Genomic DNA, 15897 nt, shown 5'->3' with positions numbered 1-15897 from the left:
AAAGATGGCGAATTATGTCAGAACTGCATGAGAGCCAGACGAAAGCGACGAAGGTGGAAACATGCGGCGGCGACACGGTTAGCGAGGGCGCAAAAGTAGACACCCATGCAGTCAAGCAAGACTTAACAGCATGGGTGTCATGGTAAGGAGCACAGAGCGCCACAAGTACAAAACGAAACCTATAGCAATTCGATGAGGGCATCAACATCCTCTGGTCGCGTTGCCCAACTGCAAGCAAAACGCGTAACCGTGCGACCATCAGGAGTGCGCTCCCAAAAGCTAAAGCTCACTTGTTGTCCAAGTCTCTCGTACGTCTGATCATCCAAGATGGGGAAGAGCTGGTTGGTAGGCGAATCAATAGCAAGCTCATATCCTTTTTCGCGAAACGCTTGAGCGAGCCGCTGGGCTTGCGTGACGCCATGTTTGCCAGCTTCAAGATATCGAAGCTGGCCGCCTTCTTCATTTGCAGAGAAAAGCTCGTCGAATTGAATTCCGAGCATACGTCCTTTGGCCAAGAGCGCTCCACGCTTTTTCGTGATGGTGAAGAAGTGCTGGTCAATAGCACGGTCTTCGCCTTTACGATGCCGGCATGTCTGCGGACGTGGGAAAACCACGGCTTCGCCAAAAAGAGCACCAACTTTAGTGCCACCAATATAGAAGGCGTCGCACAGACGAGCTAAATCAGGAAGTGCAACACTGCCTTGGGGTGCACCAAGCGCATAGCCCAGGCGTGCCCCATCAACAAAAAGTGCCAGGTCGTACGTGTCGCAGACAGCGCTTAATGCTTCAAGCTCTGCAAGCGAATAGAGTGTTCCGTATTCGGTTGGTTGCGAAAGGTACACCACGCCAGGCGCTACCATATGTTCGCGGTTTGCATCGCCGAAATACGCTTCACACAACGCGCGCACGTCCGCGGCAACCAACTTGCCATCTGTTGAAGGCAGCGGCAAGATCTTATGTCCAAGTCCTTCAACTGCGCCCGCTTCGTGCCCGTTAATGTGTCCCGTGGAAGCGCTGATGACGCCTTCCCAAGGCTCAAGGATCTGATCAAGTACCACTGCATTAGCTTGGGTTCCGCCGACTAAAAAGGAGATAGCGGCATCCGGCGCGTTGAGTGCTTGTGCAATTTTGTCGCGAGCGCTTTTGCAAATCTCATCGGTACCGTAACCAGCAGTTTGGTCAAAATTAGTTTGCGTTAAGCGCTCAATAATTGCTGGGATGGCGCCTTCCATGTAGTCGCTGTCGAAATGAAGCATTTGGTGACTCCTTGGGTGTTGTAGCTGCCAAAGGGCGGCGTCGTAGGCGCTTGATCCTTACAGAATCATTTCAGGCGTGTGCTGATTTGACGCAAGATGTAAGAGATGGCGCGGTTAATTATGTATGAGCGTTATGATAACACTATGTGAAATACGTATTACCTAATGGAGGTTGCTCATGGATTCACGTGTATACGATCTGCTCAATGACCAGATCAACAAGGAAATGTATTCTTCTTATCTCTATCTGTCTTTTGCAGACTTTTACGAAGAGGCAGGGCTGAAAGGCTTTGCTAATTGGTATGAGATCCAGGCAAAAGAAGAGATGGATCATGCGCTCATTTTCCGCAACTATCTGCATGAAAATGGCTGCAATGTAAAGCTTTTAGCTATTGATCAGCCGGACAAAGAGTTCGACAACTTCTTGGCTCCGCTTGAGGCGGCTCTTGAGCATGAGAAATATGTGACGAGCTTAATTGACGCTATCTATGCTGCTGCAGTAGAAGCAAAAGATTATCGCACTATGAAATTCTTGGATTGGTTTATTGCTGAGCAGCAAGAAGAGGAAGACAACGCTGAGACGATGGTAACGCGCATGAAGCTCTTCGGCGATGACGCCAAGGCTTTGTACGATCTGGACCAGGAAAATCTCGCGCGTGTTTACAGCACGCCAAGCCCGCTTGCTGGCAAGTAAGGCATCTTGAAGTACGCATCATTTATCTAAGCTGGTTGCAGTTATTGCTCCTGAAGCGTACAACAGAGGCTGTTCCGCTGAGACGTATTTGAGCGCCGTTTATCTGAACGGCGCTTTTTCATATTTTCACCATTATTCTGGCGAAAGCTACATTAAGGCAACGCCTCCGGGAGTAGCCAAAGCGATGCCACTTTTGCAAAAGTGCATATAATTGCAGGATTTTCGCATAGTAACGAATTGTTAAATTATGTGTCAGTTACTTATCTTAGTGATTACGTAATGGTAATAGTTCGTTGATCACCTGCACAAAAGCGTTCAAAGGGGTGGTCAAAGTTGATAAAACTCGTTACAATTCGCGATGTCCGACAGTTGAATAAAACGCAAGAGAGTCTGACTATCTTCGCCAAGTAAAACAGTCTCCTACGACTTTTGCGAGCATTCAATGCATAGGCTGTAAAGATAAATGAGCCAAAGGGTACTGTCGGTATTCCTTTCGCGGAGCCAAGTTTCTTGGCTCCGTTTTTTGTTCTGTGCTATCGAACATGTTGCTGTGCTATCGAACATGTTGCTGTGCCCCTCATGTTGGTGTATCTCGTTGGTGGAATTGCCAGGTCGTGAACAAATGTATCTTGATCATGTGCCCTGTGTGTCATATCTGCGAGAATTGTTCAGGTACAGTGCGTATGAGTAAGTAAAGGTTCGTTGTTGAAACTCTTAGCAGCGCAAGTGACAGGCTTGTCAAGTTGGATGCCAACAAGCAAAGCAAGACAATAAACGAAGTAATCTAAGCAAGAATGAAAGGGACAGCCATGCAAACAGCGCTAATGTGGGCAGGCATTGGGTGTGGATTTACCTTCTTGATGACCACCCTTGGGTCGGCATCAGTTTTCCTCTTTCAAAAACGCAATTCACGCGTATTGCAGCGCATTTTTATGGGATTTGCCGCCGGTGTCATGATTGCCGCATCGGTTTGGTCACTGTTGATTCCCGCTATTGAACGTGCTGAAGAATCGGGTCAGATTGGCTGGATTCCAGCAGCGGGTGGATTCATTCTTGGCGTGGTGTTTTTGCTTGTATTGCATCAGGTGATACCTCATATGCATCCCGAAGAAGATGCGCCTGAAGGACTTCCAAGCAAGTGGAATCGCCCTACGCTGCTCTTTACAGCTGTAACACTTCATAACATCCCTGAAGGTATGAGCGTTGGCTTGTTGTTCGCCATTGCATTTCAGGGCGAAGGTGATCCGGTGATGTTTGGCATGGCTACTGCGCTTGCGCTTGGTATTGGCATTCAAAACATTCCTGAGGGGGCTGCTGTATCATTGCCGATGATGCAGGAGGGAATGAAGCCGATCAAAGCATTTGGAATGGGCGCGTTGTCAGGTTTGGCAGAACCCGTATTTGGTATCTTAGTGGTGCTTTTTGCTAGCGTAATTACGCCATATATGCCCTGGATGCTGGCGTTTTCTGCAGGAGCGATGATGTATGTTGTTGTAGAGGAACTCATCCCTGAGGCTCACCTTGGCGAACATTCAAACGCTGGAACACTTGGGGTTATGGCGGGCTTTTTGGTGATGATGATTCTTGATGTTGCGCTGGGTTAGAACAGCATCACAAGTGCACAGCTGATTAAGCCACATATGAGCCCAAGAAGTGCACCTGCAACTACATCGCGAACAAAGTGAACGCCTCCAAACACACGACACGCTCCAAGCCCTATTGCGCACACCCAAAGGAGCACGGCTACAAGGGGGAGTCGGCACAACCAAAGTGTAGCTATTGTTGCAGCGGAAAAAAGATGTCTGCTGGGAAATGACTCTCCTTCACCTTCACGCTTGATCAGCGGAACGAGATTGCACGCAGCTGCGGGTCGTGGTGCGTTGTGTTTTCTTCGATGCCAGCTTACGAATGCAAAACCAGCAGCCGGAACAAAGATGAGGCTTAAAAGCGCGTGTGAAGAAGTGCAGGCAATAGCTATAAGCAGCAATCCATAAGCAGGATAAAACACCCAGGTGAGCGCTTTGTTGGCGCCGCGCAAAAAAGCAAGCATGCGAGGGTGTTTGCCAAGATAGGCGCTCCAGATGGCAAAATGCTGCGCATAGTGTGCCTGATAGGTCTGCTGATATGTTTGCGGCTGTTGATCCATGTAACAAGCATAGCAAATATGGCTCACGCGTGCGCTATACTACCTAGCAACTTGTGCGTCTTGTATACGTTGTGCAGGTGTGAATGAACTGGAGAGATCATGGAGAACTTTGAATTTGTATCCCCGACATATTTTGTGTTCGGAAAAGAGGCCGAATGCAAAGCGGGCGAAAAGCTTGCTGAACGCGGCGCTCAGAAGGTCTTGCTGCATTATGGCGGTAAAAGTGCGAAGGACAGCGGCGTACTTGATCGTGTTAAGGCGTCACTTCAAGCTGCGGGAATTGCATGGGTTGAGCTGGGCGGCGTACGTCCAAACCCTGAGATTGGTCTCGTGCGTGAAGGTGTTGCTTTATGCAAGGAGCAGGGCGTTGATTGGGTGTGTGCCATTGGCGGCGGTTCGGTAATTGACTCGTCTAAGGCAATTGCGGTGGGCGCTTGCTATGAGGGTGATGTTTGGGAAATTTACGAGAGCAAAGAGCCGCGCACTGACATTTTGCCGATTGCTGTGGTGTTGACCATTCCTGCGGCTGGATCAGAGGCGTCAAAAAATGCGGTAATCTCTAATGACGAACTAGGCATGAAGACTGGTTACGCAAACAACGGTCAGCGCCCTAAGATCGCCTTCATGAATCCGGAACTGACGTACACCTTGCCGCCGTTTCAGACTGCAGCTGGTATCACTGATATGTTCTGCCACTTGCTGGAGCGCTTCTTTGACGATGTTGGCTCTGTCCCGGTGACAGACAATTTGTGCCTTTCGATCATGAATACCGTGCGTGCTGAAGCGCCTCGTGTGCTGGCTGAGCCTGATAACTATGATGCCCGCGCCAATATCATGTGGGCCGGTATGCTGTGTCATCAGGGCTATGCGGGCGTTGGTCGCCACGAAGATTGGGCTACTCATGGCATGGAGCATGAGCTGTCTGCTTATGATACTGAGATTACCCACGGAGCTGGCCTTGCGGTAATGTTCCCTGCCTGGATGGAATATGTGTATAGCGAAAACCCTGAACGCTTCGCTTTCTATGGACGCGAGGTCTTTGGCTTGCGTCCGACCGGCGATGTAGATGCAGATGCGCTTTCGGCTATTGATGAGACGCGCAATTTCTTTGCTTCGCTTGGTATGCCTACCACCCTTGGCGAGCTGGGAATTACCGAGGATACTATTGAGGATGCTATTGAGTTTATGCTTCCGACGCTCAAGATTAACAAGGGGGAGCCTTTTGGCAGCTTCAAGAAGCTGACCATGGAAGATGCAGCCAATATTTATCGCTTGGCACTCTAAAGAAAACGTATGGTAAAGACTGCGCGGTAAAGGCATTGCGCCAAACACCGTGCTGCATATAAAAAATGAGACGCACCGGTGGGGCTGGCGCGTCTCATTTTATTAAGAAGAGCAAAACCGTCAAGAAGAGAGAGGAGAAGGGGAAAGGGAGAAGAAGGAGAGGGGAGTTACACCTAAGGGGGTCCTGACAGTTATGCTCTATGTAAAGGTGCGGTTTACGCTTCTGCGCTCGTACCGAGAATTGCATTCATGATCGAAGAAACGATACTGATTACGATGGAGGCTACAAACGCGCTTCCAAACGAATCGATAATGAAGCCCACTTGGAAGATTCCATTTGCAAGCCAAGCGGCTACATAGAGTAAAAGCGTGTTGACTACCAGATAGAAAATTCCCAGCGTAAGTACAGAAATTGGCAAGCTCAACAGTTGCATAATCGGTTTAATGCTAATGTTGATGAGTGATAGGAATAACCCGAACACCACAATGCCGACCCATGCTTGTGATCCACCAATAACCTCGATGCCTGGAACAAGCCATACAGCAGCACCTACTGCGATAGCTGTAACCAACCAACGAATTATGAAGCGCATGAGTGACTCCTTTCTGTTTGCGGATAATCGGCTAACTTGGCTACCCCAGTACTCGTTTCGCTCAACGTGTACAACCGTTTTGCTAACCATTTCGCTATGAATACTATACGCAAGTACGCGTGTGTCCAATCGAGTAAAAAGCGATAGTTTGCTGTCTGCAATTATTCTGTTACGAGTTGGATAACAAAAAGCGTACACGTCTTATTGCGAGTCATTTAAACCTTTGAACTGGGATGATGTGGATCATGGCAAAGAAGGCGCCAATGGCAGCCGATGCAAGAAACAAATAAGGCCAGGTCGCTTTTGCAGCCTGGCCTTCATGCTGTACGTGTACGCACCAGCAAGATGCGATCGTGCGGTAGTAGGGTTGCTCTTACGGCGAACCCACACGTTCAAGCGCGTTTGCAGTTTAGAAACGCAAGCTCAAACAGCTCAAACCGCCGTCAACTTTGCGATACTCAGACGTATCAACTACAAGCGTCTCATAGCCCAAATCCTGGATTGCCTTCAGTACGGTGGGATATCCTTCGGGTACAATGACGGTTCCATTAACCCAGATGCAGTTTGCGCCATATGCTTCGTCTTCGGGCACGATAACTTTGTTGTACTGGGCAAAGTCGGGCTTCTCAATGAATTCGCCAGATACCAGCATGTTGTTGTCTTCAATGTAATTAACGCCGGTCTTTAAATGCAGTACCTCTTCAAGCGGAACCTCAGAACCTTCAAGACCCCAGCCTTCCAAGATCTCACAGAATTGGCGAATGCCTTCTTCGTTGGTGCGAGCAGAGCGGCCAACATAGAAATGATCGCCAACCATCATGACGTCGCCGCCATCTAAGGTACCCGGAGCTTCAATGTGCTTGACGTGTTCGTCGTCAAAGAACTGGCGAATTGTTGGCTCAATCTCGTCCTTCTCGCCGTTACGTGTTGAAGCACCGGGATTGGTAATAATAGCGCCCATGCGCGTAATAACCGCTGGATCCTCCACGAAGCAAGAGTCGGGATACTCTTCCAGGGCAGGCAAAACCGTTACTTCAACGCCACATTTTTTGAGCGCCTCAATGTAGTCATCATGTTCTTCGATGGCGCGTTCATAAATGGGTTGTCCCAGTTCAGGAGCGCTTGTGATGCCGTCACAGAGCGATTTGCCCGGTCGACGAACAATGACGTTTGAAAACTTAGTCATGGAATCTCCTATCGGTTTTACACGGTCTACCTCATTGCCGTGTCGCGTATACTATAGTGTACTCTTGAAATGGATTGAATGAACGAGTTTTTATGGCAAATCACAAGCAATCAAAATCGCGAAAACCACAGACGTCACCGCAGCGAAAAAGACCCCTGCGGAATGCCCAGGTTGACGCAAAGTCGCGCTGTCCGGTGGCACATCTTTGTGGCGGCTGTCAGCATATTGATGTTCCCTACGAGGAACAACTGGCGAAAAAACGTGCAAGTGTCCAGGAACTATTCGCTGATATTGTGGCACCTGAGTGCGTTGAAGCGGTTATGGGCATGACTGAGCCGTATCATTACCGCAACAAGGTAACGTCGCCGTTTGCCCCCGGCAAGCGCTTGCGTTCAAATCGGGGTGAAAACCAAAAATCGTCACGCGGCAGCCTTCCAGCAAAAACACGCAAAAGCAAACGAAATGCGCCAACGCATGAAATTTTGTGCGGTATGTACGCGCAAGGAACGCATGAGATTATTCCAACTGATGCGTGTCTGATAGAGAATGCGCAAGCGAAACTTATCATCCAAACCATCAAAGAGCTTATGGTGTCATTTGGGTATGAGCCTTATAACGAAAACACTGGCACAGGATTGATTCGCCATGTGATTGTGCGCGTTGGTCATACTTCAGGTGAGGTGCTTGTGACGCTTGTGACAAATGCGCAGACGCTCATAGGATCAAAGGCATTCTGCCGTGAGCTGGTAAAACGTTGTCCATTTATCACAACGATTGTGCAAAACATTAACGAGCGACAAACGAATGTTATTCTTGGCGAAAAGGAGCGCGTGCTCTATGGTCCAGGTTTTATTCTTGATAAACTCTGCAATTTGAGCTTTAGAATTTCTTCGCAATCATTTTACCAAGTCAACGCAGTGCAGACTGAAGCTCTCTATGAGCGAGCACTTGATTTGGCCGCACTTGATGGCACGCAGACCGTCTTGGATGCGTATTGCGGTACAGGTACGATTGGGCTGGTAGCGGCTCAGCGGGGCGCGGCGCGTGTGATTGGTGTAGATTCGGTGCGCTCTGCCATTCGCGATGCAAAAGAAAACGCACGTCATAACGGCATTGAGAACGCGCAATTTGTCGTTTGTGATGCTACTGAGTTTTTGCTTGATCTTGCCGAGCGTGACGAGCGGATTGACGTGGTGTTAATGGATCCGCCGCGTGCAGGTTCCACGGAGGAGTTCTTAAGTTCAGTTGTGCGTCTAGCTCCTCTGCGTGTGGTATATATTTCGTGCAATCCCACCACGCAAAAGCGTGACGTTTCCTATTTGGTGAAGCACGGATATCGCCTTGAGCGCGTGGTTCCTGTTGATATGTTTCCTCACACCGATCACGTTGAGACCATTGCGGTGCTTACCCATAATGCATCTCAGTCAGCCAACTTGCCTCTGGCTTTCGCTGCGTGCGAGGCGCAAGCTGTCAGGCCATCAGAAAGCGAGAACGCATGAGCGATACTCCAAGCACAATTCTCAAACACATATCCGAACAGGCGTTATCAACGATGCACGATCGCGAACTTCTGTCTTCAGAGACACCATGTTTGCTGATGGTTTCGGGCGGATCTGATTCGGCGGCTCTTGCCTATATAATGGCTGACCTGCGCGAACAAGGAAAAATTGGGCCGCTGGCTCTTTTGCATGTGAATCATCAGCTTCGTGGCGAAGACGCCGCGCAAGACGCGCAGTTTGTAGCTCAGATAGCTCAGCTCCTGGATATACCGCTCTTTATGTGTGAAATAGACGTGCGTGGTGAAGCCAAAAGAAGTGGCGAAAACTTAGAGGCAGTGGCCCGACGTGAGCGTTATCTTGCAGCACATGAAGCGCTGGCAAGCATGTGTATGCACGAAGCATATCCGCTCTCATCAGGAAGAATCGTGACAGCACATACTGCCGATGACCGCATTGAAAACTTCTATATGCGCTCAATTGTGGGAACCGGACCGGGTGGTTTTCGCTCTATGCTGTACCAAAACGGTCCAGTTGTTCGTCCGCTTTTGGACCTGAGCAGAGATCAACTGCGCACTTATCTGCAAGCACGCGTGGCGCTTGATATGCCTTGCATGAGAGATGAACATGGCGAGCTTTGGCGTGAAGATGCCACCAATGCACATACTGATCGGTTCCGTGCGTATGTTCGCCATGAAATTGTTCCTCGCGCGAAAGAGAGAAATCCGCAGCTCACTGAGACATTGGTGCGCTCCATGAATCTTATTGCTGACGAAGATGATATGCTTGAATCCTTTGTGGATGAATTGTTTGAACGCTACGTTGACTGGCTTGACGACCAAGATCCGACAGCGGGTTGCATCTTGGCGCCTGACTTAGGAGCTCAGCCGCTTCCGCTTTTGCGCCGTTTAATTGTGCGCGTGCTACAAATGATGCTCGGTGCTGATGCACGCGTAGAGAGCGTATCTGTTGACGGAGTGCTGGATGCCTGGGTGGACGCGCAGATTAACAGCGGATACGTGACAAACATTCAAGGAAATATCGCGGTAAGTGCAAATAAGCAAGGTGTGCGAATTGAGCCGATGGCTGCATTTAGGGCCCGTCGTAAGCGCGTATAAGTTGCACCTTGGTTTCACCTGTAAGTGAAACGAGGGATGTCCGCAGCTCTGTACGGCTTTAAGCATCTGCTAGGGTTGTCAGCCAAACGAACAACGTGACCAAATACCATGAAGTATTATAAGGAGCAAATCAATGACCGAACAAAACACCCCCTTAGATCAAGAGCAAAAGAGCGCACAAGAACAACCAGAAATGCCTGATCAAGTTGATATATTTCTGGCAAGCGCGTCACCGCGTCGCCGCGATTTGCTCACTCAAGCGCATATCTCTTTTGTCGTGCGCACGCCGCAGACGCCAGTTGATGAGACGCTTGAGCCAGATCTACTTGCCAACCCCGAAGAAGCCGTAAAGAAGCTGGCCGAGCGCAAGGCAGGCGCGGTTGTGCAAGAGGTTCTTGCTGAGAACTACACGGGAATGGCTGCTGTTTTGGGTGCAGATACTGTGGTGGTACTGGATGGAGAAATCTTTGGCAAGCCGGCAAGTTTGTCGGATGCCAAACGCATGTTGCGCAAGCTTGCTGGCAGGACACATGAGGTGCTCACCGGTGTATCGGTGTGGCTTTTGGCCGCACCAGAAGCAGAGAATATTTCATTGGGATTTCGTACCTTTGTTGATAGGACAAGTGTTACATTTAAAGAGCTTACCGATGACGAAATTGCCGACTATCTGCGCAAAGGGGAGTCGTTTGATAAAGCGGGTGCATATGCTGCTCAAGGCGAAGGCGCTTCGCTTATTGAGCGAATTGATGGTGACATGGATAACGTCATTGGACTGCCAGTTGGACGTCTTATGCGTGAACTTCCTGACATTTTTGTGCCCCATCCCATGGAAAAATGATGGCAAGTTGCAAGCTTCGCGCGATTGGCTCTCATCTCAAAAGGGGCAATGGTACACTAGTACGAATTAACTTTCGCGTAGAGCAAAGAGGTTGATATCGTGCATAGTGATATTTCGGAAATCATCTTTAGCGAAGAAGATATCCTTTCACGCGTACAGGAAATGGGCGCCGCCCTTACGAAAGACTACGCAGATCGCGCCGATGAAGGCATCGTGGTTATTTCGGTGCTTCGTGGAGCTGCCATTTTTATGGCTGATCTCGTGCGTGCAATTGATTTGCCGCTTGAGATGGACTATATGGCGGTGTCTTCGTATGGTAACGGAGTTAAAAGCTCAGGTGTTGTGCGAATCATTAAGGACTTGTCTTCCGATATTTCTGGAAAACACGTCATCATTGCCGAAGACATTTTGGATTCAGGACTGACGTTGCAGTTTTTGTTGGAAAACCTTGCAACGCGTAATCCGGCATCGCTTGAAGTGGTCACTTTATTGCGAAAGATGACCAAAGCGCAGGCAGAAATAAACTGTTTGTATACCGGTTTCGAGTGTCCTGATCAATTCATAGTAGGCTATGGACTAGATTATGCAGAACGCTATCGCAACTTGCCCTACATTGGCATTTTGAAACCCGAGATTTACGAATAAGAGATTTAGTATATGGCACAAAATATTCCGAATAAACCGCAAGCACCACAACCAAATGCAAGAACAACCATTATTTCAGTGCTCTTATTTTTGTTGGTAGCTTTTTTTGTTGGTCAGCAGTTTATGAGCTTGTCGGATGCTGAGGGTCCGAAGATTACCGACCGTTTGATTATGTCGGAGTTTGAGCAGGCTGTTGAACAGGATCGTGTAAACAACGTGGTATATAGCGCAGGCGATGGCACGGTGTCGGGAACGTATTATCCCGCTATCACCGCAGGTTCTGCTGCGGCTGATGCCTTCAATTCAGCTTTCCGCGCGCTGGATGCACGCATGGCAACTGTCACTAATCCTGATACGGGCAAAGCCGCAGGTGGCATGGGCACAACCGATGTTGACATGGTTGAGCTGGGAAGCGAACACAATTATGTTGCTACGGTGGATGGCTCATTGGGAGAGCTCATGGCCAAGCACCCCGATATTCCTTATGAGGTGCAACTGCCAAGCCCCTTTGGTGACATCTTCTTGACGCTGTTGCCCATTCTTCTGATTGGCTTGTTCTTGTTCTTCTTCTTCTCTCAAATGCAGAAGGCTAACAATTCACAGATGAGCTTTGGTAAGAACAAAGCGAAAAAGACTCTTGAAGAGCGTCCTAATGTGAAATTCTCTGATGTAGCTGGTGTTGACGAGGCTGTTGAAGAGATGCAAGAGATTAAGGACTTCTTAGCAAATCCTGCGAAGTACCAGTCCATGGGTGCAAAGATTCCTCGCGGTTGCTTGTTAGTTGGACCTCCGGGTACCGGCAAGACGCTTCTTGCACGAGCTGTTGCTGGTGAAGCAGGAGTGCCCTTTTTCAGCATCTCTGGTTCTGACTTTGTTGAGATGTTTGTTGGCGTGGGTGCTTCGCGCGTTCGCGACTTGTTCAAGGAAGCAAAAGAGGCTGCACCTGCCATTATCTTTATTGACGAGATTGACGCGGTGGGTCGTCAGCGTGGTACCGGTCTTGGTGGCGGCCATGATGAACGCGAACAGACGCTCAATCAGCTTCTCGTAGAGATGGATGGCTTTGAGGCTAATGACTCGGTTGTTCTGATTGCGGCAACCAACCGCGCTGATGTCTTGGATCCTGCTTTGCTTCGTCCGGGTCGTTTTGATCGTCAGATTGTCGTTGATGCCCCTGACGTAAAGGGTCGCGAAAAGATCTTGCAGGTTCATTCAAAAGACAAGCCGCTTGGAAGCGATGTTGATCTGTCTAAGGTGGCCAAACTTACGCCTGGCTTTACTGGCGCCGATCTGGCAAACCTCATGAATGAGAGTGCTCTTTTGACAGCACGCCGTGGCAAAAAGATTATCACGCAGCAAGAAGTAAGCGAATCTATGGAGCGCGTCATTGCTGGTCCTGAGCGCAAGGGCAGAGTCATGGACGAGAAGACTAAGCACACTATCGCTTACCACGAAAGTGGTCATGCCTTAGTTGGCCACTTGCTAGATCACGCTGATCCGGTACATAAGATTTCAATCATTTCGCGTGGTCGTGCGTTGGGCTACACGCTGTCTATTCCGAAAGAAGACAAGGTACTCAATAGCCTTGGTGAAATGCGCGATGAATTGGCAGTATTTATGGGCGGTCGCGTTGCTGAGGAGATTTTCTGCGACGATATCACCACTGGTGCAAGCAATGACTTGGAGCGCGCTTCAAAGATGGCACGCGCCATTGTGACGCAGTACGGTATGTCTCCGCTTGGCACGCAGGTCTTTGGCCAGCCTAACCATGAAGTCTTTTTGGGTAGAGACTATGGCAATACTCAAGATTACTCAGAAGAGACGGCTCGTCGTATTGACGAAGAGGTTGCGCGCATCATGAAAGAAGCGCATGACCGTGCATATGACATCTTGACAAGCCATAAAGAGCAAATGGATCTCATGGCAAGTGTGCTTTTGGAACGTGAGACGGTTGAGGGCGAAGCCTGTGAGGCACTTCTCAATAACGAGTGGGATGAATATCTCTCTCACGAAGATGAGATTAACGCACGCAAAGAGGCTGAAGAAGCAGCAGCTCGTGCACGTGATGAGCAGTTGGCAAATCCGAACTGGCGTGATGCTGCTGTAGAGCCTGGTGACCAGAATGCTAATGGTCCGTATAGGCCGGCAGCACAGGATGCTGATCTGAGCGATATGCCAACGCAGGCACAGGTTGATGCAGAGATTGTTCGCGAAGATGTTATGGATTCAACGCCCGAGGCGCCTGCCCCTGCAGGAGAAGATCCTTACGCAACGTCGACGGCTGACCAACCAACTGATTCAGCGTCTGCTGACAAAGAGTCTGATGACCCGAAAGGTACCAACGAGTGATTTGGCACTGCGGTAGTTTTAGTTTTGACGCTCGGATGCCCATAATAATGGGCATCCTTAACGTCACGCCCGATTCGTTTTCTGACGGCGGTAAGTATGTTGAACTTGATGCGGCGCTTGAGCAGGCACATCGTATGCTTGATGAGGGAGCGCTCATAATTGATGTGGGTGGAGAGTCAACGCGTCCAAACGCAGACCCTGTGACGCCCGAAGAAGAGCTTCAGCGTGTGTTGCCGGTAGTAATTGCGCTAGTGGCAGAAAACGTCTGCGTTAGCGTGGATACCCGACATGCGCAAGTTGCCAAGGCGTGTTTAGAGGTTGGTGCTTCTATCATTAATGATGTTTCAGGATTTCGTGATCCTGCTATGATAGAAGCAGTTGCCGCTCATGATTGCGGCGTCGTGCTGATGCATATGCAGGGCACGCCGCAGACTATGCAAGATGATCCGACCTACCAAGACGTTGTTGCCGAGGTGAGTCAGTATTTGCAAGAGGGTGCAAAGCGACTTGAAGAAGCGGGCATTGCGTGTGAGCGAATTTGCATAGATCCTGGTCCTGGCTTTGGTAAAACAGCAGAACAAACACGTATGCTTACCTACAATTACTTTGAGTTTGCTCGCCTTGGTTATCCTGTTATGGTGGCTGTTTCGCGCAAGAGTTTCATAGGGGCGTACTATGACATCCCCAATCCGATTGATCGTGATGAGGTGTCTGCTCAGATAGCGCTTCTTGCTTGCGAAGCAGGGGCTACCATCATTCGTACGCACAATGTTGCAAAAACAGCAGAAGTGCTCAAAGATTTACGACCCTATGCGCTTATAAGTCTGGGATGCAATGTGGCACTCGTTGCAGAGCCAGGCGAAGAGCTTGAGGGTAAGATTGCCATGATCAATCAAGCAATTTCAGGGATTTGCACCATTCCTGATACCGATATTATTGATATTTCATCATATTACGAAAGCGAACCGGCATATTACCTTGAGCAGGACACGTTCGTAAATGCGGTTTTGATTGTGCGAACAGGCCTTCCGCCGCGTGAACTGCTGAAATACCTCCAAGCAATTGAAAATAGTCTTGGTCGTGTTCGCGAAATAGAAAACGGACCGCGTACATGCGATCTGGATATTTTGGATTATCAGCTCTATGTTTGTGATGACGAAGAACTGACGTTGCCCCATCCGCTTTTGCTTGAGCGAGATTTTGTAGTGGCACCGTTAGAAGAAATCCGTCCCACGCATGTCTTAGCCAATGGAAAATCTGTAGCAGATGATGCAGTTGAGAGATCTGCTCGGGTTGGCTGGTCACGCAAGATAGATCAGGTATAAGCGCTAAAGCCTCGTTTGATTGTGATTTGCTATGTTTACGGTTCGCACCTTTGATGAGGTTACCTCTACAAATGATCTCGTTAAACGAGCGCTTGAGGCAGGAGAGCCTGAAGGGCTTGTTGTTCGTGCGCAAAAGCAGACGGGCGGATATGGTCGTCAAGGAAGAGCGTGGGCAAGCCCCGAGGGCGGATTGTACGCTTCTTTTCTTTTGAGGCCTGAGGTTGATCAGGCGCAACTACCAACACTGAGCTTGGTGGTGGCACTTGCGGTTAGGCGAGCTCTTGCAGCGCTTGTTGATGCGCCCTATGTATCTGCAATTCAAGTTAAGTGGCCAAACGATGTGGTGCTCTCGCGTGAAACGAGCTGCGAAGAAGAGGGATCAGCAAGAGCAAAGGAAACAGGATTCTCTAAGTTGTGCGGCATTTCCCTTGAAGCGCATGCGGGGGGAATCTGCGTAGGCGTGGGAATTAATGTCGTGGCACCCAATGAAGTGGCGTTTGACATTCCCGGTAAGAATCGTCCTGCGTATGTGGCTGATATGGCTTCAGCGCTTAAGCCATTGGGTACTCAAGCTGCACTTGATGCAGTTTTTGAAGCAGAACTCTCGGCATTTCAAACGCTTTATAGGCAGTGGCTCTCAGAAGGCTTTCAGCCATTCGTGGAGCTTTTTAATCGCTACTCAGCTTTGCAAGACCTACCAGTTGCAATAGAAGATCGTCTGGGTAATTTACTGGGCGAAGGTTGTGTTTGTGGCATAGATTGCGCTGGTCAATTGCTGCTTACTACACCTGATGGAGCGTCGGTTGCGCTTGCTTCGGGCGAAGCTCATCTCATACCGTGTTCATAAGTTTTGCCGTCTGCGCCAAAGCTCAAACGCTTTGAAAAATTTCTGATGTGAAAGATTCTGATCACGCTAAAATTATGTCTCTTTCAGTAAAGGTTGTACTTTATCTGCATGGCAAGAGAT

General features: G+C 49.3%; 15 protein-coding genes. 11 read left to right on the top strand and 4 right to left on the bottom strand.

What is annotated here, in order from left to right:
* Positions 1-14: 14 nt before the first annotated feature.
* Positions 15-146: a hypothetical protein gene (locus NFR28_RS08860; RefSeq protein WP_275556951.1), complete on the top strand. Its 132-nt coding sequence runs from the start codon at positions 15-17 to the stop codon at positions 144-146.
* 33 nt (positions 147-179) lie between these two features.
* Here the strand turns inward: NFR28_RS08860 and NFR28_RS01110 are convergent, their stop codons facing one another.
* Positions 180-1256 (bottom strand): threonine aldolase family protein, encoded by a 1077-nt coding sequence (locus tag NFR28_RS01110; RefSeq protein WP_251177997.1) that lies wholly within the window; start codon positions 1254-1256, stop codon positions 180-182.
* Between the two features lie 178 nt (positions 1257-1434).
* Here NFR28_RS01110 and NFR28_RS01105 point away from each other — a divergent pair, with 178 nt between their 5' ends.
* Both NFR28_RS01105 and NFR28_RS01100 read left to right on the top strand, forming a co-directional pair.
* The gene (locus tag NFR28_RS01105) at positions 1435-1950 is read left to right on the top strand and encodes a ferritin (RefSeq protein ID WP_251177996.1); all 516 of its coding nucleotides are present in this window, start codon (positions 1435-1437) and stop codon (positions 1948-1950) included.
* An 809-nt stretch (positions 1951-2759) separates the two neighbouring features.
* Entirely contained in the window at positions 2760-3554 is a 795-nt protein-coding gene (locus tag NFR28_RS01100; protein WP_251177995.1) for a ZIP family metal transporter, read from the top strand.
* Here the strand turns inward: NFR28_RS01100 and NFR28_RS01095 are convergent.
* Positions 3551-4096 carry a phosphatase PAP2 family protein gene (locus NFR28_RS01095; RefSeq protein ID WP_251177994.1) on the bottom strand — a complete coding sequence of 182 codons (546 nt, stop codon included), beginning with the start codon at positions 4094-4096 and terminating at the stop codon, positions 3551-3553. The two genes, NFR28_RS01100 and NFR28_RS01095, sit on opposite strands and share 4 nt — an antisense overlap.
* Before the next feature lie 99 nt (positions 4097-4195).
* Between NFR28_RS01095 and NFR28_RS01090 the strand changes: the two genes are divergently transcribed.
* A complete protein-coding gene (locus NFR28_RS01090) occupies positions 4196-5380 on the top strand; it encodes an iron-containing alcohol dehydrogenase (protein WP_251177993.1) in 1185 nt (394 codons plus the stop codon).
* 215 nt (positions 5381-5595) lie between these two features.
* Here the strand turns inward: NFR28_RS01090 and NFR28_RS01085 are convergent, their stop codons facing one another.
* Together NFR28_RS01085 and NFR28_RS01080 are read right to left on the bottom strand one after the other, a co-directional pair.
* Positions 5596-5973 (bottom strand): phage holin family protein, encoded by a 378-nt coding sequence (locus tag NFR28_RS01085; RefSeq protein ID WP_251177992.1) that lies wholly within the window; start codon positions 5971-5973, stop codon positions 5596-5598.
* Positions 5974-6382: 409 nt separating this feature from the next.
* Positions 6383-7159: a dimethylarginine dimethylaminohydrolase family protein gene (locus tag NFR28_RS01080; RefSeq protein ID WP_251177991.1), complete on the bottom strand. Its 777-nt coding sequence runs from the start codon at positions 7157-7159 to the stop codon at positions 6383-6385.
* A gap of 92 nt (positions 7160-7251) precedes the next feature.
* Here NFR28_RS01080 and rlmD point away from each other — a divergent pair, with 92 nt between their 5' ends.
* From rlmD to NFR28_RS01045, 7 genes are all read left to right on the top strand, one after another.
* Positions 7252-8658 (top strand): 23S rRNA (uracil(1939)-C(5))-methyltransferase RlmD, encoded by a 1407-nt coding sequence (gene rlmD, locus NFR28_RS01075; protein WP_251177990.1) that lies wholly within the window; start codon positions 7252-7254, stop codon positions 8656-8658.
* Positions 8655-9773 (top strand): tRNA lysidine(34) synthetase TilS, encoded by a 1119-nt coding sequence (tilS, locus tag NFR28_RS01070; protein WP_251177989.1) that lies wholly within the window; start codon positions 8655-8657, stop codon positions 9771-9773. The genes rlmD and tilS overlap by 4 nt, the downstream gene beginning before the upstream one ends.
* A gap of 133 nt (positions 9774-9906) precedes the next feature.
* Positions 9907-10611: a Maf family protein gene (locus tag NFR28_RS01065; RefSeq protein WP_251177988.1), complete on the top strand. Its 705-nt coding sequence runs from the start codon at positions 9907-9909 to the stop codon at positions 10609-10611.
* A gap of 99 nt (positions 10612-10710) precedes the next feature.
* Complete coding sequence (gene hpt, locus NFR28_RS01060) at positions 10711-11256, top strand: hypoxanthine phosphoribosyltransferase (protein WP_251177987.1); 546 nt, start codon at positions 10711-10713, stop codon at positions 11254-11256.
* A gap of 12 nt (positions 11257-11268) precedes the next feature.
* Positions 11269-13605: an ATP-dependent zinc metalloprotease FtsH gene (ftsH, locus tag NFR28_RS01055; protein ID WP_251177986.1), complete on the top strand. Its 2337-nt coding sequence runs from the start codon at positions 11269-11271 to the stop codon at positions 13603-13605.
* Complete coding sequence (gene folP / locus NFR28_RS01050; RefSeq protein WP_251177985.1) at positions 13602-14930, top strand: dihydropteroate synthase; 1329 nt, start codon at positions 13602-13604, stop codon at positions 14928-14930. The genes ftsH and folP overlap by 4 nt, the downstream gene beginning before the upstream one ends.
* A gap of 31 nt (positions 14931-14961) precedes the next feature.
* Positions 14962-15777, top strand: a complete 816-nt coding sequence (locus tag NFR28_RS01045) for a biotin--[acetyl-CoA-carboxylase] ligase (protein ID WP_251177984.1) — start codon at positions 14962-14964, stop codon at positions 15775-15777.
* Positions 15778-15897 lie beyond the last annotated feature (120 nt).

Source organism: Adlercreutzia agrestimuris (genome assembly GCF_943193125.1).
In the GTDB taxonomy this organism is placed as follows: domain Bacteria; phylum Actinomycetota; class Coriobacteriia; order Coriobacteriales; family Eggerthellaceae; genus Xiamenia; species Xiamenia agrestimuris.
This window is presented reverse-complemented; position numbering and strand designations above follow the sequence as displayed.

Coding starts and splice junctions, on each gene's coding strand:
- NFR28_RS08860 (WP_275556951.1), top strand. CDS start 15: ATGTCAGAACTGCATGAGAGCCAGACGAAAGCGACGAAGGTGGAAACA.
- NFR28_RS01110 (WP_251177997.1), bottom strand. CDS start 1,256: ATGCTTCATTTCGACAGCGACTACATGGAAGGCGCCATCCCAGCAATT.
- NFR28_RS01105 (WP_251177996.1), top strand. CDS start 1,435: ATGGATTCACGTGTATACGATCTGCTCAATGACCAGATCAACAAGGAA.
- NFR28_RS01100 (WP_251177995.1), top strand. CDS start 2,760: ATGCAAACAGCGCTAATGTGGGCAGGCATTGGGTGTGGATTTACCTTC.
- NFR28_RS01095 (WP_251177994.1), bottom strand. CDS start 4,096: ATGGATCAACAGCCGCAAACATATCAGCAGACCTATCAGGCACACTAT.
- NFR28_RS01090 (WP_251177993.1), top strand. CDS start 4,196: ATGGAGAACTTTGAATTTGTATCCCCGACATATTTTGTGTTCGGAAAA.
- NFR28_RS01085 (WP_251177992.1), bottom strand. CDS start 5,973: ATGCGCTTCATAATTCGTTGGTTGGTTACAGCTATCGCAGTAGGTGCT.
- NFR28_RS01080 (WP_251177991.1), bottom strand. CDS start 7,159: ATGACTAAGTTTTCAAACGTCATTGTTCGTCGACCGGGCAAATCGCTC.
- rlmD (WP_251177990.1), top strand. CDS start 7,252: ATGGCAAATCACAAGCAATCAAAATCGCGAAAACCACAGACGTCACCG.
- tilS (WP_251177989.1), top strand. CDS start 8,655: ATGAGCGATACTCCAAGCACAATTCTCAAACACATATCCGAACAGGCG.
- NFR28_RS01065 (WP_251177988.1), top strand. CDS start 9,907: ATGACCGAACAAAACACCCCCTTAGATCAAGAGCAAAAGAGCGCACAA.
- ftsH (WP_251177986.1), top strand. CDS start 11,269: ATGGCACAAAATATTCCGAATAAACCGCAAGCACCACAACCAAATGCA.
- NFR28_RS01045 (WP_251177984.1), top strand. CDS start 14,962: ATGTTTACGGTTCGCACCTTTGATGAGGTTACCTCTACAAATGATCTC.